This is a genomic window from Polaribacter vadi, from assembly GCF_018861005.1.
Lineage (GTDB): Bacteria > Bacteroidota > Bacteroidia > Flavobacteriales > Flavobacteriaceae > Polaribacter > Polaribacter vadi_A.
In genome coordinates, this window is record NZ_JAHKQL010000004.1 from 415,216 (window position 1) to 434,265 (window position 19,050).

A 19,050-nucleotide genomic window follows, 5' to 3' on the forward strand; every position below is an offset into this window, starting at 1 on the left:
ATTATGATTGAACTAAAAAAAGAAGATATAAGTCAAGAAGTATTTGATTTGTATGATGATTACGCACACAATAAACTTACAAGAAAACAATTTTTAGAAAAACTTTCTTTATACGCAGTTGGCGCTATTACTTTGCCTGCTTTGCTGAGTTTTGTTTCTCCAAATTATATCGATTCTATTATAGTTCAAGATGATGATCCAAGAATAGATTCTAAAATGATTACTTATGATTCGCCTAAAGGCGGATTAAAAATTGATGGTTTACTTTCTATGCCAGCAGAAACTAAAGGTAAACTTCCAGGAGTTATTGTTGTTCACGAAAATCGAGGTTTAAATCCTTATATAAAAGATGTAGGCAAAAGAACAGCTTTAGAAGGATATATTTCTTTAGCTCCAGATGCTTTAACACCTTTAGGTGGTTACCCAGGTAATGATGATGAAGGTAGAGCAATGCAAAGAAAAAGAGATCGTTTAGAAATGCTAGAAGACTTTATTGCTGCTTATAATTATGTGAAAAATCATAAAAATTGTACTGGTAAAGTAGGTGTTGTTGGTTTTTGTTTTGGTGGTTGGATTTCTAATATGATGGCTGTGCAAGTATCAGATTTAGGTGCTGCAGTACCTTATTATGGTAGACAACCTGATGATGGAATGGCTGCACAAATAAAAGCACCATTATTATTACAATATGGTGAATTAGACAAAAGAGTAAATGCGGGTTGGCCAGCTTTTGAGAAAGTTTTAAAAGCGAATAAAATAGAGCATACAGCTCATTTTTATCCGAATGCAAACCACGGATTTCACAACAATACCACACCAAGATTTGATAAAGAAGCTGCAGATTTATCTTGGAAAAGAACTATTGATTTCTTTAATAAATATTTAAAAGCATAAAGCTAAATATTCTAAAATAAAAAAGAGCGTTCGTATTACGAACGCTCTTTTTTTGTACAAATAATACCACTTATTATTATCTAGGCACTCTAATTTCAGCACCAAAAAACAAAGCATTTAAAAAAAGTTTGTTTGTTCCATACCAAGCACCTCTAAAATTAGGATTATCAGCAAATAATATTGCTCTACCTCTACCTAAAGGACTTACTAATAAAGAAGCAGAAGGTTTAATAAAATTATCTAAGTTATTTTTAGATACAAAGCCATCTATATGTGGATTTTTAGAATATTTAGCAACTGTTGCATAAGCACTTTTGCTTGGGGCCAAAAACACCATATTGTTTTTATACACTGGCAATTTAGAGGATCTGTATCCAAATCCTAAAGGATGAGTTACATCTAAATCTACCTCAAAAATAGCACCTCCTACTCTTTCTTTTCCAGCATTTTCAGAAGCATCTACATAAGGCATTCTTTTGGTTTCTTTTTTGTCTTTCTCTTTAGACTTTGGTTTTTTGGTTAAACTTTCTTTCACCATTTTTTTATCAATCAACCATTTAGAACCACCAGCAATTGTAATTAAAGTATTTCCTTTGGCTGCCCAATCTTTTAATTTATTTCTTTGGATGGAATCTAACTCATTATAACTTCCAGAAACCATCACCAAAGTATTGTATTTATCTAAATTGGCTCTTCTGTAATTGCTCATTCTAATTTTAGTAATTGGCATATGAATTCTAGTATCTAATAAATGCCAAACCTCACCAGCTTCGTAAGAATTAGTTCCTTCTCCAATTAATAAAGCTACTTTAGGTTTTTCTAAAACTCTAAAATTATTACTCCCTAAATCAATTCCTTTTAAACTAAATCCGCTGTTTGTTCCAAAAACAGGAATTTCAAATTTTTCTTGTGCTTCAGCTATAATCTTGAAAACTTCTTCAGTAGATTTTTTTTGTTTATTTACAGGAATCAATAAACTACCATAATTAAAACTTTTATCACCATCTGATGTGGTAATCGAAAATGGTTTAAAAGCAGAAGCAACAGTTAATCCTTTGGTTTGCAAATAATATAATGCTGCTGGTGTATTGTAATCATCCCAATCAATCATATAAGCATAATTTGATTTTATTATTTTTTGATTTTGAACTAAATTTTCTGTATTTGTAATTTCTTCTCCTAAACTTACCGATTTTTTACCTTGGTATTTTATATTGTAAAAATTGGCTAAACTCCAAGCTGAAGCATCATAAAAAACACTATCTCTATACTTGCTATAAGTCTCAAACATGGTTTGCACCATTCTATGTTGTGGCTGTTTTAAAGGCACAGTGTAAGTATCTCCATTTTTGTACACTTTAATTTTATGCGTTAACAATTGTTCTATAAAATCTTTGGCTCTGTTTTTATCATATTTTTCTTGAAACTCGTAGCCAGCCAAACCAGATTTTGCTTTTTGGGTAACTGCAGATTTAAAAAAATCTTGTTGATATTTTCTTAAAAAAGCTTTGTTTTCTACAGCTGCTTTTATGGTTGCAAACGTAGATATGTATTGATTTCTGATGGTAAACGAAAACGTAATTTTACCATAATCTGTATCTTGAACATGACCTCTAGAACTAGCTTGCTCAAACAATAAAGCTAAACCACCTTGTAAATCTGGATAAGAAGAACCATAACCAGGATATGTACCATCAAAAGATTCTTTGGTATAATATAAAGAACCCACATCATCTAAAGCCTTAACAAAATACTTTGCAAATAAGTTGTTTAAATCTTCGTAATTTTCTTTTGGCATAATAGGATCCCAAGAACCTATTGGTTTCATAGGCTCAAAAAAGTGATGACTATTTGTACCCATTTCATGAAAATCAGTCACCACATTTGGATACCAAGAATGCATCCATTTTAATTTTGATTTACTCTCTGGATGTACAGCCAATAACCAATCTCTATTTAAATCGAACCAATAATGATTTGTTCTTCCTCTTGGCCAACCTTCTGTATGCTCTGCATCTACATTATCTGAAACCAAATTTTTTGCTTGATATTGATTCGCCCATTGTGTGTGTCTATCTCTTCCATCAGGATTAATTGTTGGATCTATAAAAATAACTGACTTTTCTAAATAATTTAATACTTCTGGATTATTAGAAGCCACCAAAGTATATGCTGCAAGTAAAGCTGCTTCAGAACTCGAAGGCTCATTTCCATGCACATTATACCCTAATTGAATAATTACAGGTACATCATCATAATTTTTAACATTGGTCTCTGTATCAACAAATTTTAAATGTTCAGATTTTATTGTTGCTAAATTTTGTAAGTTTTTTGGTAAAGAAACCGCAAACATTACTAATTTTCTTTTTTCATGGGTTTTACCATAAATTTCTATGGATGCTCTGTCAGAAACCTCTGCTAACTTTGTTAAATAAGCCACAATTAAATCGTGCCTTGTATGGTGTTCTCCTATTTCATATCCTAAAAATTCTTCTGGAGTAGGAATTTCGGAATTAAAAGGGGCTTTATCTTTAAAATAATAATCTTGGGCCACTAAATTTTGGAATAAAACAAAAGTAAATAGAAAAGCAAAAAGGTGTTTGATAGATTTCATAAGACTGCAATAGGTTAGTTGCACTAAAATAATAATTAATTGCGAACGGTTGTTTTATTTAACATTCAAAATATTAGTTTACATTTGATTTTTATTTTTTTTGATGAAAAGCAAATCACTTATCAATAAAGAACTCGAAGACTTTTACAACAAAGCTTCAGAAGAAACTCGCCTAGAAAAAGGAATGGGTATTTTTGAGTTTGAACGTATTAAAGAACTTATAAAACAGCACATTTCTAAACCAAATATTACTATAATTGATGTTGGTGGTGGAACAGGAAAATACTCAGAATGGTTAGCGCAACAAAATCATAAAGTACACTTAATAGAACCTGTTGCAAAACATATAAAATTAGCCGAAAAAAGAGCAAAAAAACTAAAAAATCCATTTTCGGTTACCAAAGGAATTGCTCAGAAATTACCTTATAAAAATGATACTGCAGATTTGGTTATTTTACATGGGCCTTTGTATCATTTGCAAAAAAGAGAAGATAGAATAGCAACCATACTTGAAGCAAAACGTGTATTAAAAAAAGGCGGAATTGTTTTAGGTTTTGCCATAAACGCAACTGCCTCTACTGTTGTAGGTTTAATGAACGGAATGATTCACGCTAACTCATTTTTTGAAATGTGTAAAGAAGAATTAACCTCAGGAATTCATAATGCACCAAAAGATTTTCCTTTTTTATTGGCAGATGCATTTTATCATAAACCACAAGATTTAAAAGCTGAATTTCTAGAACAAGAATTAAAATTCATTAACTTATTTGCTGTAGAAGGAATGATTTGGCTAGACAATGAATACTTTGCAAATATGCTCGATAAAAAGAAATCGAAAACTTTAAAAGCCTTACAACATCTTACACAGAATGATGAATATTTGTTACCTTTTAGTCCTCATATGATGATTGCTGTAGAAAAATAAAAGCCTTTTTGTATATTTGTTTTAACTGATTATTTTTCTTAAAAATTCAATTTTATTACATGACTCTACAATATGAAAATACGTTAAGGCAATTAATTATTGATGTTCTTGGTGATGAAGATAAAAGCGATTATAATATTTCTAAAGAAATATCAGAAAAATGGTTTGCAAAAAGAACCAATGCAAAAAACAAAAATGATGGCTTTTTGTTTGAAAAAAGAATCATCTTTTATGCTGATTTCGAAGACTTAGCTTTAGTTATTGAAGAAAACTGGAAAGAATTCTTGCCTATTTTATTCGATAAAAAAAGGTTTCAAGTATTTTTTAAAGAAGTTGGGCAATTCAGAAAAACAATCAATAGTGGAAATAACTTGATACAAAGTCAAGAGAATTTACTTTCTGGTATTGTAATGGATTTAAAAAATGCCATTACTATCTATAACAATAAAGAAAATTTAGTAGATGATTATTTTATCTCTATCAAAAAAATTTCTGATAATTTAGGTACTTCTTGGTCTAAATCTGATACTACAAATAAGAAAAAACCAGTTTTAAAAGTTGGTGATGATTACGAATTATTAGTAGAAGCAAATGATCCTAAAGACAGAAAAATTGAATATCAAATAGCACATTTTGCAGGTAAATTAAAGATAAAACAAGATTCTAATAGATTTAACTTTAAAATAGATAAAGAATTTATTGGTCAAAACACCATGCTAATTGTAAAAGCTTTTACTGCTGATGCTGATTATGTAAACGAAAGTATTCTAAAAATTCATTTAACGGTTTTACCTGAGTAATTTTTAACTTTTACCGCAAGTTTTTTCCTGATTAAGAATCTAAAGTTATAAATTCTAAAAGTTATTTTTATAAAAATTAACGATAACTCATCATTCTAAAACAAGAAACTGATTATGAAAAATATTGCATATATAATTTTGTCCGTTTTACTTTTTATTACTTGTAAATCTTCAAATAAAAACGAAAACCAACAAGAAGAACAAAGAGAAGGAAGACCAAGTGTTACTCAACTAATTACTGAAATGGACAGTAATAAAGATGGTAAGTTATCTGAAAATGAAACAAGTGGTCCATTAGCTGATGATTTTTCAAAAATTGATACTAATTCTGATGGTTTTTTATCTACTGATGAACTTTCATCTGCACTAAAAAATCAAGAAAATAGACCACCAAGAAGAGAAAACACACCAACTGATTTATCAGCAGAAATTAATACAACAGTAAAAGTAGTACCTGTAAATACAAATTATTTTATTTCAGAAAACATTATTGGTGATATTGAGAAAAAAACCATCAATTTAAACGGAATTGAAACTCTTTGTTATGTTTTTAAAACCAATTCTCTGGCTACAGAACATCAAATGGGTCCTTGGTGTCCAAGACATATAGATGATGGAATGGAAAAAGCTGGTATTTGGTTTAAAGATGATAAAGTTTATGATGTTTCTGGGCATTTTATAGCAAATCTAGATGAATTTTATAGTGATGATAAATGGAAAGTGTATAGAGAAGATGGTACAATTAGGGTTACAGATACAGAAGAAGGTTGTTTAGCTGCTGCAAAACCAGATGTAGCTGAAGAATATAATAATTATTGTGTAGAATGTTTACCAGAATATTTTAAAGACCAAGTAACTACGTATACAATACCTGTAACTCCTACTTATTTAAACAACACACAAAGTTTTGGAAGAGGTGGAATTGGAGTTGCCTTTAATGGTGTAAAATACGATCCACCTGCACCAACTCACGCAATTTTAGCAGCACATACAATTGCACCTTTAGACGATCATGGAGGCCATGTAAATCCTCATGGAGGTTATCATTATCATGCAGTTACTGGTTCTACAAAAGCTATTGAACAAGCCAATTCGCATTCAGAACTAATTGGTTATGCTATAGATGGTTTTGGAATTTACGCTTTGTTAGATAAAAACGGAAATAAACCTACAGATTTAGACGAATGTGGAGGGCATTTTGATGATGAAAGAGGTTATCATTATCACGCAGGTGAACCTGGAGGAAACCAAATAATAAAATGTTTACATGGTTTACCAGGCTACACAGAGGTAAAAGAATAAGGTATTTTACCTCCTTCTCTTTTTAGAAGAACTTCTAGTTACTTTTTTCTTTCTTCTGTTAAAAGGCACAGCATCATCAAAAGTGTTTTTAGCAGTTTTTGCTTTTTTGTTCTTTTGCCAAGAATTGGTTTCTGGTAAAAGTACTTTTAGCAAATCTTGTCTACCCACTTTATTTAAAGTGTTTTTAATCCAATCTTTATTTTCTTTTTTATACCAAAAGAAAAATTTATGCTGATCTTCTTTCTCCTTTTTTGTCTTCGGAGTTTTGGTTGGTTTTAAAGTATAAGGATGATAACCAGAATAATAAATTACAGTAGCAACCGTCATTGGAGTGGGTGTAAAACCTTGCACTTGCTCTAACTGAAAGCCCATATTTTTGGTTTCAGCAGCCAAGTTTGCCATATCTTCCACTTCACTTGCTGGGTGACTAGAAATAAAATAAGGAATCAATTGTAGGTTCAATTTCTTCTTGATATTTATTCTGTCAAAACGCTCTTTAAACTTATGAAAATAAGTAAAAGAAGGCTTACGCATCAACTTTAAAACTGGGTCAGAAGTATGCTCTGGAGCAACTTTCAATCGTCCAGAAACGTGTTTGGTCATAACCTCTTCTGTGTATGCATCTAATTCTTTTGGATCTGCATTTTTATTGAATTCTGGCACTAACATATCGTGTCGAATTCCACTACCAATAAATGACTTTTTTATCTTCGGATGTTTATCTACAGCTTGATATAACTCTGTTAATGGTTTGTGAGACGTATCTAAATTAGAACAGATTACAGGCGATATACAAGAAGGTGCAACACATTTATCGCAAATAGATTGCACTTTACCTTTCATCTGATACATATTTGCAGAAGGCCCACCAATATCAGACAAATAACCTTTAAAATCGGGCATATTTGCAACCTTATCTACTTCTTTTAAAACCGATTCTTGACTTCTACTTGCAATAAATTTTCCTTGATGTGCAGAAATGGTACAAAAACTACATCCACCAAAACATCCTCTATGAATATTGATAGAAAATTTTATCATTTCAAAAGCAGGTATGGGTCCTCTTTTGTTATATTTTGGATGTGGTAAACGTGTAAAAGGCAAATCAAAAGAACCATCAATTTCTTTTTCTGTCATTGTAGGAAAAGGTGGATTAATCACCAACATTTTTCCTTCAACCTCTTGTAGAATTCTTCTCGCTTTAAGTTTATTCGATTCTTGTTCAATCGTTTTAAAGTTAGAAGCAAAAGTCTTTTTATCAGCTAAACAAGCTTTATGAGAATTAATAGTAACATCTTCCCAATCATTAATTACAGGAATTTTCTCTTGTTTTTCATCAATTAAAACAGCTGTTTGTTTAATGTTTTTTAAACTCGAAAAGGGCACACCTTTTTGCAATAATTCTACAATTTCACGCAAAGGTTGTTCTCCCATACCATATACCAACATATCTGCTTTAGAAGTTTCTAAAATAGTTGGCAACAGCTTATCAGACCAATAATCATAATGCGTTACACGTCTTAAAGAAGCTTCAATACCGCCAATTAAAACAGGCACATCAGGAAATTTTTCTTTTAATATTTTAGAATATACAGAAGTTGCATAATCTGGTCTAAAACCCTTATCTCCATTGGGTGTATAAGCGTCTTTATCTCTTCTTTTTTTACTAGCTGTGTAATTTGAAACCATAGGATCCATACAACCACCAGTTGCTGCAAAAAACAATCTTGGCTTGCCTAGTTTCTCAAAATCTTGCAGATTATCATTTACACTTGGTTGTGGTACAATTGCCACTTTTAATCCATAACTTTCTAAAATTCGTCCAATTACGGCTGGCCCAAATGATGGATGATCTACATAAGCATCTCCACTAAATAAAATAACGTCCAATTGTTCCCAACCACGGATTTTTACTTCCTTGTTTGTAGTTGGTAACCAGTCTGTTAATTGATGTCTATTCGTTTCTTGCATATTTTGCAAAAATACGGGTTTTAAAATGGATTACGATATGCTTTCTTTTATAAATTACAAGTTGCCAAAATTTTTGTTAAATAAGTGACTAAATACATAAGAAATCTAATACTTTTGTAAGAATCTATAAACTTTATAAATGAAAAAAATACTATTTTTTGCAATTACTATTGCATTTTTAGGCAGTTGTGCAACTTCTAACATCAACAAAAAAGACAACACGATTCAGGTTTCTATGGACTTGAACAATATTGTTGATGATAAAATAAAAGTAGAAGTAAACCCAAGTAAAATAAACCAAAGATCTATCGTATACCAAATTCCTGCAATTGTACCAGGTACTTATGCAATGAGTGATTATGGCCAATTTGTTTCTGATTTAAAAGCCTTTGATTATGATGGAAACGAACTTACTGTAAGTAAATTAGACCCAAATTCTTGGCAAATTAATGAAGCTCAAAAACTAGACAAAATTTCTTATTGGGTAGATGACACTTTCGACTCTGAAAAAAAACACGGCATTTATGTAATGGCAGGAACCAATATTGAAGCTGACAAAAATTTCTTTTTAAACTTACCAGGTTTTGTGGGTTATTTTAAAGGCAACAAAGAAATGCCTTATAATTTAACCATAAATCATCCAGAGAATTTGTATGAAACTTCTTCTTTAATCAATAAAAACATTACTAAAGAAGACAACACAAAAGATGTATTTTATGCTTCTAGATATGATGAAATATCAGACAACCCAATTATGTATGCACCTTTAAACACGGTAAACTTTACAGTAAATGGTGTTGCTGTTTCTTTGGCTGTGTATTCGCCAAATAATATACATAATGCTAAAGACATGGAAGCTGATTTAAAGAAAATGGTTGAAGCACAAACCAATTTCTTAGAAGGTTTTTCTACAACGAACGAATACAATATTCTAGTGTATTTATTCGACCCAAAAGTATATAAATGGCAAAGTTTTGGTGCTTTAGAGCATTTATCGTCTACAACAGTAGTATTTCCAGAAACGTATAGCAAAGAACAATTGACAAATGGAATGATTAATGGAACTGTTTCTCACGAGTTTTTTCATATTGTAACTCCATTGTCTGTACATTCTGAAGAAATACATTCTTTTGATTTTAACACGCCAAATATGTCTCAACATTTGTGGATGTACGAAGGAATTACTGAATATTTTGCCAACTTGTTTCAAGTAAACCAAGGCTTAATTTCTGAGCAAGAATTTATTGATGAAATGAAAGGGAAAATTGCGAGCTCTATGCGTTATAATGATACTATGTCTTTTACTAAAATGAGTGAAAACATTTTAGAGGATAAATATGCCAAAAACTATGGAAATGTATATCAAAAAGGAGCTTTAATTGGGATGTCTTTAGATATTTTATTGCGCGAAGAAAGTGAAGGTAAATACGGAGTTCGTGATTTAATGAAAGATTTATCGAATAAATTCGGACAGAATAAACCTTTTAAAGATGATGAAATTTTAGATGAAATTGTAGCCATGACCTATCCTTCTATTGGCACTTTTTTCGATAAGCATTTAACAGGAAATATTGCTATTGATTACGATGCTTTGTTAGCCAAAGTTGGTATTGTTAAGAAAAAAGAAAACATTGATGCTGGTTACTTTTTAGACAGTAACAGACAAATTTTTATCTCAGCTAATCAAAAACAAGAAATCTTTTTTACCAATAGAAAAAACACGGCTTTAGCAGCTTTGGGTGTAAAATCTGGTGATGTTTTAAAATCGGTAAATGGTACTGATGTAAACTTGCAAAACATAAGAACTTTTATAGGACAATCTATACAATGGAAAGCAGGAGACAAAATTACTTTTGAAGTAATTAGAAATGGAGAAACTCTAAAACTAGAAAGCGATTTTGTAAAAGGTACTACTGAAATCGAAAATTTAGTAATTGAAGAATTACCAGAATCTGATCCGAAGAAAAAATTAAGAGATGCTTGGTTAAAAGCTTTGTAATTTTATTTCTTTATTAAAAACTTAAAGACTCTCATTTTGGGAGTCTTTTTTTTCTGTCATTTTAACCTTGTGGAGAAATCACTAGATTATTATTTTTTTAAAAGTCATCATCATCAAACGGATTATCGAATGGTAAATCGTCTTCAATATCATAATCATCAATATTTACGCCTGGAGGATTAAATAAACCCCATCCATCAATTTTATAATTCTGCTTATTAAATGTCTTGACCCACTCTGCAAATAGTATTCTAAATTCTTCAATTTCATCTCTAATAAGTTTTAAATAATCAACATCTTTAAAACTTAACTCTTTTAAACTAGTTGTATATGCTAAAATATAACGAGCTTCTCTTCGAATAATAGTAGCAGTTTCCATTTTAATATCATACAATATTTCTTCATCATAAACACCAGCTATTTTTGCGGGTATCAACCTTGAACTATTTGTTAAGTATTCTTTAAAGTACTGCATCATTTTTTTTTCTGCATCAGCATCTTCATCACATTCTTCAATTAAATCAGCTACCTTGCTAACCAATTCATTAATTTGTTCAGCCTTAATATAAAGTGGTAAATTTTCTAAGCTTTCATTCATTTTAAAACAATTTTTGTAAAAAATTAAAATTATAGTTTACTATTTAACTTATTTTAGTTGTTCAACAATTTTTACAGCTTCTACAGCTTCTTTTACATCGTGCACACGTAAAATATTTGCCCCATTTAATAAAGCAATTGTGTTTGCGGAAGTGGTTGCATTTAAAGCTTCTTGTGCAGAAATATCTAAGGTTTTATATAACATCGATTTTCTTGAAATTCCTGCTAAAATTGGTGCATCTAAACTTTTAAAAAGTTCTAAATTACTTAAAATTTTAAAATTATGAGCAATGGTTTTTCCAAATCCGAAGCCAACATCAATAATAACATCATTTAATTTTAGTTGATGCAATTCGAATATTTGTTTTGCAAAAAACGAAATAATTTCTTTAGTTACATCTTCATAAACAGGATTTTGCTGCATATTTTGTGGTGTACCTAAAATGTGCATTAAAATATAAGGAACTTGCAAATTGGCAACTGTACCAAACATTTTATCATCCATAGTTCCACCAGAAATATCATTAATTATTGCTGCTCCAGAATTTACAGTAGCTTCAGCAACTTTACTTCTAAATGTATCCACAGAAATTATAATTTCTGGGTAATTTTTTATCAGCAAATCAATAACAGGAATTATTCTTTGCATCTCTTCTGTTTCAGAAATATGAGCAGCTCCGGGTCTAGAAGAATATGCACCAACATCAATAAAAGTAGCACCTTCTGCTAACATTTTATCAACCTGATTTAAAATTGCTATTTCGTCTTTGTATTTACCTCCATCAAAAAAAGAATCTGGAGTTATATTTAAAATCCCCATCACTTTTGGCGATGATAAATCTACTAAATTTCCTTTGCAGTTTATGGTCATTTTATTTGACTACTTTATTTATAATATCACTACGTTTTGGTGCTTTATAGGCATTTATCTTTTGCATTAAATCATCTACAGAATCACCAATAATTAACATTTTTCTATTTGCTTCTTTTAAATAACCTTCTTCTACCATTTTATCTAATTGCAAAACAAGTGCATCAAAAAAACCATTAATATTTAAAAGACCTACAGGTTTTTGTTCTATTTGTAATTGGCCTAAAGTTAAGGCTTCAAACAACTCATCTAAAGTGCCAAAACCTCCTGGAAGCGTAATATAAGCATCAATTAATTTACTCATAATAACTTTGCGTTCGCTCATATTTTTACAAACTATCATTTCTTCTACTTCTGGATGAATTACTTCTTCTTTTTCTAAAATCTTAGGAATTACACCAATAACTTCTCCTTTTTTAGCCAGAATTTCATCAGCAATAACACCCATCAACCCTAATTTACCTCCACCATAAACCAAGCCAATGTTATGATTTACAAAATAGTTACCCAATTCTTTGGCTGCATTTTTATAAATAGGATTAAAACCTAAACTTGAGCCACAAAACACAACAATTCTTTTCATGATAAGCGTTTGATAATTTCATTGTAAAAATAAATGAAAAGGCTATAAGATTTACTACTTTTGAAAAAATACTTTTTTACAAAAATGCAAGACACCTCAAAACAATATGATGCAGTAATTGAAAATTGCAGAAGTTTATTCATTAAAAAAATGTCTGATTATGGTTCTGCTTGGCGTATTTTACGTTTGCCATCTTTAACAGACCAAATCTTTATTAAAGCCCAAAGAATTCGTCAACTACAAGAAAATGAGGTTCGCAAAGTAGATGAAGGCGAAAAATCTGAATTTATTGGGATTATCAATTACTCGATTATGGCTTTAGTTCAGTTAGAAAAAGGGGTTGTAGATAACCCAGATTTAATCACAGAAGAGGCTACAATTTTATATGATAAGCATGCTAAAATCACCAAAGAATTGATGCTAAATAAAAATCATGATTATGGTGAAGCTTGGAGAGATATGCGTGTTTCTAGCTTAACAGATTTAATTTTACAAAAGCTTTTACGTGTAAAACAAATTGAAGATAATAAAGGAAAAACTTTAGTTTCTGAAGGTATTGATGCTAATTACCAAGATATGATTAATTATGCCGTTTTTGCAATGATTCATTTGGGTTAATATTTGTTACAAAGTTTGAACGTAACAAAGTTTCAAAGCCAAAAAGTTATCATACAAAGTTTAATCTTTTTTACCTAAAGGATACATTTCTTGCTGAATAAATCCTTTAGGAAAATTCTCATCACCCTCAAAACCCAACTCAATATCTCTACCAGAATGTGGTATGTAATTGGTTTTAAAAATATAATCCCAAATACTTAGTGTAATTCCGAAATTTACACCAAACTTACGTTCTTCTGGCAATTCTCTAGAATGATGCCAAATGTGCATTTTTGGGTTGTTCAAAATATACTTTAACCAACCATAATCCCAATTGATATTTGCATGATTTAAATGCCCAATAGTGATGTTAAAAAAATGTACAAAAGCTACATCTTGTGCAGAAAACCCACCAATAATTGCTAAAGGAATGTATTTTAAAGAGTTGTAAACCACAGGTTCCATCCAATGATATCGCAAATGAGCAGCGAAACCCATTTGTTTTACAGAATGATGTACTTTGTGAAAATTCCAAAGAAATTCTACGCTATGCAGCAACCTGTGTGTCCACCATTGTACAAAATCTACCACAATAAAAAAGATAAATATTCTAGATAGAAAAGGCAATTCATTCAATTCTAAAAGTTGAAAATTAGCTATTGATAAACCTACAACTCCCAAAACATCATTAAACAATTCTGATGCTGAATTAGACAAGGCAATAAGCACAATTAAGTTTAAAAGAAAGAAATTAAAGAACATATAAAACGTATCTAACCAAAAATCTTTTCTGAATAGTGATTGATTTTTTCGCCAAGGAAAAATGGCTTCTAAACCCCAAACTATTAATGAAATTATAATTAATCCGTAGAAATAATTCTCCCAATTCAGTTCCATTAAAACCGAATTTTTAAGGTAATTCCAATAACTGGAATACGAGTTTTTTATAATGTCTAAGTATTTGTTCATTTCTTACAATTATAAAATGTAGCCATTTCAGATTTTGAAAACCTGAAAAGTCTAATTTATTATAAAACCTTAATAACTCCCTTAAACAAAGTAATCATTTTTGGTTCAGCTTCACCAGCAATAGCTATGATTTCTGCAATATCTACAGGTTGTAAGTTTTTAGGATCACATTCATCAGTTAACACAGAAATTGCAGCACAAGGTAAATTTAGTTGTTTGGCAACAATTACTTCTGGAACTGTACTCATACCAACAGCGTCAGCTTCTAAAATTTGTAACATTCTATATTCTGCCCTAGTTTCTAATTGAGGACCTAATACACTTGCATAAGTTCCTTGATGTAAAAGAATATTTTCTGTTTTTGCTACTTCAATGATTTTTGAGTTGATTTCTTTTGAATATGGTGCTAACATATCTGCAAAAATATTACCAAAAGTATTTGCCCCTTTAAATGCTAATGGAGATTGACCTTGTAAGTTTATATGATCTTCTATCAACATTAAATCGCCTTTTTTGTAAGATAAATTAATTGCACCTGCAGCATTAGAAATTAGCAAATTTTTGATTCCTAGACCGTGCATTGTTCTAATTCCGTAAGTAACTTCCCAAGGAGTATAACCTTCATATAAATGAAAACGACCAGACATTACAAGTACTTTTTTGCCTGATAATTCTCCGTAAATTAATTTACCAGAATGAAACTCTACAGTTGCCACTGGAAAATTCGGAATATCTTTATACGCAATTTCTATTTCTATAGAAATTTCATCAACTAATTTACCTAATCCTGTTCCTAAAACAATCCCTATTTCTGGATTTGCTAATCCTTTTTGAGTTAAAAAATGGATGGTTTCTTTTAATTGATTTTGTTTGGTCATATTATATTAATTTATCATTGAGAGTTTACAAAGCAATCTCTTTTTAAATAACAGATTGCTTCATTCGTTCTTCTTTCTCAATGACGTTTTTATTGTATCACTAATTTTTGTGTTTTCGTTTTACCATCAACATTAATTTTAGCCAAATAAATCCCTTTGTTAAAAGAAGAAATATCTATGCTATTATTTGTGATTTTAGATTGATGAAAAACTTGTTTTCCTAAAACATTAAAAATACGTATTTCAACAGAAACAGCATCAATATTTGAGAGTTGAATCTTGTTTTTTGCTGGATTTGGGTAAAAAGATATTTTATCAATTTTAACCTCATCAATATTTAAAACTGAGCAATTATTTGATGAAAAAGAGGTAAAAGTTCCTAAATCCCAAAAATGATCGAAATCTAAACAATAGAAAAATACTTTATCAAAATCAGCTATATTTTTACCATTAGGTATAGCAACTGTAAAACTCTGTCTGCCTGAAGCTTGTGTTAAACCAATTTCGAAATGGTTTAAATTTGCTATTAAGGTTGTAGCTAAAACATCATCAGAAATACCATTGGAATCTACCAAAAAAGCTCTAACATCTGGCCCAGGAGCTGTTCTAAAATTACTTCCTAAATTTAATGTAATTGTATTATTTGTATTTAAAATAAGAGTCACATCACCAACAACATTATAAGAATCTTGGTCTGGATTGTTACCAAAACCCATTAAAGTTTCTGCACATTGTGCATTAATTTGTAGGTAAGAAAGACTTAAAAAAGTAATAAGTAATAGTTTTTTCATAAGAGATTATTTAACATTTATAAACTTTGACATAATTTCTGGGATATCAATAATATCCTCATATACATCTATGTCGTTTTTAAATGCTAATAATTTCACTTTTTTATTTTTTAAATCTAATAATGTATCTTTTCTTACAGTTTCTGTTCCCCAACTTTTATTTTTGAATACTTTTTCTTGTAATGCATTCATCCCTAAAAGATAATAACCACCATCTTCTGCAGGCCCAATAACTACATCATTATTATCTAATTGAAGAAAAGCATTATCAATATTTTCTGATGATAAATTGTACAAATCACTACCAATAATCATTACTTTTTCGTAACCTAAATCAAACCCATTTTTAAAAGCGTTTAACATTCTAATTCCTAAATCTTCACCAAATTGTTGATGCTTTTGATAAATTTTAGCATCCCAAATGTCATTTTCTCTAACTTTAACAGAATAATAAACAGCTTTATCTGCATTTACTTGCAATGAAACATCTCTGGTTTTTTGGAGTAAGAATTTATAGATTTCTAAGGCAGTTTCATCTCCAACCGTTTTTGCTAAACGTGTTTTTGCTTTACCTAATTCTGGGTTTCTTGTAAATATTAATAGCAAGTTTTTACTCATAAACTTTCTCTCCTTTTTTTAGCCACTTGCTCCAGTTTTTATTAAAAGTATGTACTTTTTCTGTGTTATTTCCTAAAGTATCTATTACTTGAAAATCGGCATTTTTCCATTCGAAAATTCCACCATACAAATTATAAACATTGGTATAACCTGCCTGAATTAATTTGTGCGCTACTGTTTCTGAACGAATACCTAAAGAGCAATACACGACAATTTTTGCTTTTTTATCTTCTGGCAATTTTGCAATAGTTTCTTTTAGTTTAAAATTATCGTAACCAACACAAATTGCATTTTCTAAATGACTTACTTTATACTCTTTTTCTTCTCTAGCATCCAATAAAATTGCATCCGTTTTTGGTAAAGCCAAAGTTTCTACAGACATGTATGGTACATTTCTAGTATTCCATTTTTCAAGTAATTTATCTAATTTTTTCTGCCCAAAAGTTGCTGAGCTTATTACTAAGAAAAGTAAAACTATTTTTTTCATATAAGATTATAATTGAATTCCAAAACCTTGTAAACCGCTTTCTATGGCTGGTAAAATTTCTGTATTATCCCAAATTCCTGTAACAATTGTTCTAGAATATTCTTCTGGCAACACCCCATTTTGCATTAATTTACTTGTTAATTTATAGTTATAAGTTAACGTTTTGTGCGTAAAATTAAACTGATTATTTGCATCATCTAAAATTGCATACCAAACAGAAGAATTACCATCATTTGCAGGCATACCTATAACACCAGGGTTTAACCAAATTTTATTTTCTTGCTGATGATTAAAAGGCAAACCACAATGTCCAGAAATTATTACATTACTATTTGTAGCTTTAAAATTAGGGCTTTTAACATCCCAATCTGTAGATTTATAAATAAATTCTGACACGTTAAAAAATGATCCGTGAACAACACTCACTTTTTTATTTGCGTAAGTAAAGTTAATATAATTTGGCAGCTTTTTTATAAAACTTAATGAATTTTCTGACAATTTACTTTGTGCATAAGGATACCAAAGTTGCGAAAAACTATCACATCTAGATCCTTCTCTAAAATCGCAACCACAATCTTCTGCATTTTCTCTAAGTTGTATTTCTACATTACCTAAAATACTTTTTGCTCCCCAAATTTTAAAAAGCTGAACTGCTTCTTCTGGTTGTGCACAATACCCAACAATATCTCCAGTACAAATACAGTTTTCTGGTGCAATGTTTTCTTTTTCAGAAATTTGTTTTAAAGCCTCTAAAGCTTGTAAATTACTGTAAACACCTCCAAAAACCAGCATTTTTCCTGATAGCTTGCCTAAGCTATGTGTTATTTGATCCATTTAGGAATAAAATATAAAATGATACAACTTAAAATTCCCCATAAATTTACCCAAAGTAAACTTGCATATTTACCTTCTGTAAAAATTAAAGCCTGAGGAAAAGCATTAAAAACTAATAAGATTCCAAAAACCAAACCACAACCAATAGACAAGTAAAAGCTAATTTTTGGCACTTTATATTTCCAGAAAATAAACATTGGTGTAAGCCCAATAACCATAGTTCCAGAAATGGTAGTTGCAGATAGAATTTCTGCATTTAAAAAAACGGGTATTGTACCTAAAACAGCAACTGCAATCATTGCAATTCTACCAAAAGAAACGGATTTTCCTAAATTTAAATCTACTGCTAACAATTTAGAAAACGACGAAAATGTAGAATCTAAGGTAGATGCTGCAGAAGTAATCATTATAAAATTAATAACCAATAAAATAACTACGCCAAATGCTTTACCCACTTCTACAGCAGCTTGCCCTTTTAAGCCTTGTGATTGTGCATAAATACCAATAAAACTAAAAAAGATAATACAAAAAGCACCTAAAAGACCTGCCCACAAAAAACTTCTTCTGGTAACTTTAGGACTAGAAATAAAACCTCTATCTGTTAAAACAGGATCGTGAAAAGGATAACTAAATGATTGTAAAAGTGCTGCGAAAAAGAGGTTTAAACCAAGCTCAAAACTCCAAGTTCCTGAATTTATTATTTCTTTGGATGAAAAATCATCTGTAGCAAAAATAGTTCCTAAAATAACGATGAGTAAAACAGAAAATAAAACCATTTGAATTACATCTGTAAATATAGAGCTACTTAAACCACCTTTTAATGCATAACTTAAAGTTAATAGGGTAAAAACAACAATTGACCAATAATAAGGTGTACTCCCTTGTGCACCAAAATAATTACCAATAACCATAGTGTTACTCCAAACCTCATTAAACAAACGAAAAGCTATTAAAATAGAAAAAATAGCTACTGCTTTTTTACCGAATTTTGTGGTTAAAAACTCGTGAATGCTTTTATAGTTTCCTTTTGTTCTTAATTGATAAATAACAATACCTGCAACTGCAAAAGACAAATAATAACCTGCATAGGCTACACCACCAACCAAACCATAATCTAAACCTAGATTTGCTGCATTTGTTATGCTTTTTGCAAAAATCCAGGAGATGATTAAACTACCTGTTAATACTAAAGTATTTGGCGCCTTCTTTTTATGAACAGCTTTAAAAAACTCATCTGTTGTTTTTGCTAGTGGCGATAAAAAGAACATGATTAAACTTGAACATATTACTAAAAGCCATTGCCAATTTATTACATCCATA

At 30.2% G+C, this 19,050-nt stretch carries 18 protein-coding genes; 6 read left to right on the forward strand and 12 right to left on the reverse strand.

The window, feature by feature from the left end:
* Window positions 1-3: 3 nt before the first annotated feature.
* Window positions 4-894, forward strand: a complete 891-nt coding sequence (locus KO506_RS04485) for a dienelactone hydrolase family protein (protein WP_215993682.1) — start codon at window positions 4-6, stop codon at window positions 892-894.
* A 76-nt stretch (window positions 895-970) separates the two neighbouring features.
* Here KO506_RS04485 and KO506_RS04490 read toward each other — a convergent pair whose 3' ends face one another.
* Entirely contained in the window at window positions 971-3,508 is a 2,538-nt protein-coding gene (locus KO506_RS04490) for a M14 family zinc carboxypeptidase (RefSeq protein ID WP_215993683.1), read from the reverse strand.
* A 103-nt stretch (window positions 3,509-3,611) separates the two neighbouring features.
* Between KO506_RS04490 and KO506_RS04495 the strand changes: the two genes are divergently transcribed.
* The 3 genes from KO506_RS04495 (at window position 3,612) to KO506_RS04505 (ending at window position 6,535) form a co-directional block, all read left to right on the forward strand.
* On the forward strand, window positions 3,612-4,433 hold the full coding sequence (locus tag KO506_RS04495) for a class I SAM-dependent methyltransferase (RefSeq protein ID WP_215993684.1): 822 nt from the start codon (window positions 3,612-3,614) through the stop codon (window positions 4,431-4,433).
* 59 nt (window positions 4,434-4,492) lie between these two features.
* On the forward strand, window positions 4,493-5,233 hold the full coding sequence (locus KO506_RS04500) for a hypothetical protein (protein WP_215993685.1): 741 nt from the start codon (window positions 4,493-4,495) through the stop codon (window positions 5,231-5,233).
* A gap of 114 nt (window positions 5,234-5,347) precedes the next feature.
* Window positions 5,348-6,535, forward strand: coding sequence for a YHYH protein (locus KO506_RS04505; protein ID WP_215993686.1), 1,188 nt, complete (start codon window positions 5,348-5,350; stop codon window positions 6,533-6,535).
* Window positions 6,536-6,541: 6 nt separating this feature from the next.
* Here KO506_RS04505 and KO506_RS04510 read toward each other — a convergent pair whose 3' ends face one another.
* On the reverse strand, window positions 6,542-8,506 hold the full coding sequence (locus KO506_RS04510) for a YgiQ family radical SAM protein (protein WP_215993687.1): 1,965 nt from the start codon (window positions 8,504-8,506) through the stop codon (window positions 6,542-6,544).
* Between the two features lie 139 nt (window positions 8,507-8,645).
* On the opposite strand from KO506_RS04510, the gene KO506_RS04515 reads away from it, so the two are divergent.
* On the forward strand, window positions 8,646-10,505 hold the full coding sequence (locus KO506_RS04515) for a peptidase M61 (protein ID WP_215993688.1): 1,860 nt from the start codon (window positions 8,646-8,648) through the stop codon (window positions 10,503-10,505).
* 97 nt (window positions 10,506-10,602) lie between these two features.
* On the opposite strand, the gene KO506_RS04520 is transcribed toward KO506_RS04515, so the two are convergent.
* From KO506_RS04520 to KO506_RS04530, 3 genes are read right to left on the reverse strand one after another with little or no spacing between them, the layout of a single operon-like run.
* Complete coding sequence (locus KO506_RS04520) at window positions 10,603-11,103, reverse strand: hypothetical protein (protein WP_215993689.1); 501 nt, start codon at window positions 11,101-11,103, stop codon at window positions 10,603-10,605.
* 48 nt (window positions 11,104-11,151) lie between these two features.
* Window positions 11,152-11,973, reverse strand: coding sequence for a dihydropteroate synthase (folP, locus tag KO506_RS04525; RefSeq protein ID WP_215993690.1), 822 nt, complete (start codon window positions 11,971-11,973; stop codon window positions 11,152-11,154).
* A 1-nt stretch (window position 11,974) separates the two neighbouring features.
* Window positions 11,975-12,556, reverse strand: coding sequence for a TIGR00730 family Rossman fold protein (locus KO506_RS04530; protein WP_215993691.1), 582 nt, complete (start codon window positions 12,554-12,556; stop codon window positions 11,975-11,977).
* An 84-nt stretch (window positions 12,557-12,640) separates the two neighbouring features.
* On the opposite strand from KO506_RS04530, the gene KO506_RS04535 reads away from it, so the two are divergent.
* Complete coding sequence (locus KO506_RS04535; RefSeq protein WP_215993692.1) at window positions 12,641-13,174, forward strand: DUF1599 domain-containing protein; 534 nt, start codon at window positions 12,641-12,643, stop codon at window positions 13,172-13,174.
* A 60-nt stretch (window positions 13,175-13,234) separates the two neighbouring features.
* Here the strand turns inward: KO506_RS04535 and KO506_RS04540 are convergent, their stop codons facing one another.
* The 7 genes from KO506_RS04540 to KO506_RS04570 form a co-directional block, all read right to left on the reverse strand.
* Entirely contained in the window at window positions 13,235-14,122 is an 888-nt protein-coding gene (locus KO506_RS04540; protein ID WP_215993693.1) for a sterol desaturase family protein, read from the reverse strand.
* 59 nt (window positions 14,123-14,181) lie between these two features.
* The gene (locus KO506_RS04545; RefSeq protein ID WP_215993694.1) at window positions 14,182-15,000 is read right to left on the reverse strand and encodes a purine-nucleoside phosphorylase; all 819 of its coding nucleotides are present in this window, start codon (window positions 14,998-15,000) and stop codon (window positions 14,182-14,184) included.
* Window positions 15,001-15,089: 89 nt separating this feature from the next.
* Window positions 15,090-15,791, reverse strand: a complete 702-nt coding sequence (locus tag KO506_RS04550; protein ID WP_215993695.1) for a T9SS type A sorting domain-containing protein — start codon at window positions 15,789-15,791, stop codon at window positions 15,090-15,092.
* Between the two features lie 6 nt (window positions 15,792-15,797).
* Window positions 15,798-16,409 carry a TIGR04282 family arsenosugar biosynthesis glycosyltransferase gene (locus KO506_RS04555; RefSeq protein ID WP_215993696.1) on the reverse strand — a complete coding sequence of 204 codons (612 nt, stop codon included), beginning with the start codon at window positions 16,407-16,409 and terminating at the stop codon, window positions 15,798-15,800.
* On the reverse strand, window positions 16,402-16,896 hold the full coding sequence (locus KO506_RS04560; RefSeq protein ID WP_215993697.1) for a rhodanese-like domain-containing protein: 495 nt from the start codon (window positions 16,894-16,896) through the stop codon (window positions 16,402-16,404). The genes KO506_RS04555 and KO506_RS04560 overlap by 8 nt, the downstream gene beginning before the upstream one ends.
* Before the next feature lie 6 nt (window positions 16,897-16,902).
* Window positions 16,903-17,730, reverse strand: a complete 828-nt coding sequence (locus KO506_RS04565) for a metallophosphoesterase family protein (protein WP_215993698.1) — start codon at window positions 17,728-17,730, stop codon at window positions 16,903-16,905.
* Window positions 17,718-19,049: a sodium:solute symporter family transporter gene (locus KO506_RS04570; RefSeq protein ID WP_215993760.1), complete on the reverse strand. Its 1,332-nt coding sequence runs from the start codon at window positions 19,047-19,049 to the stop codon at window positions 17,718-17,720. Before KO506_RS04570 ends, KO506_RS04565 begins: the two co-directional genes overlap by 13 nt.
* Between the last annotated feature and the right edge of the window lies 1 nt (window position 19,050).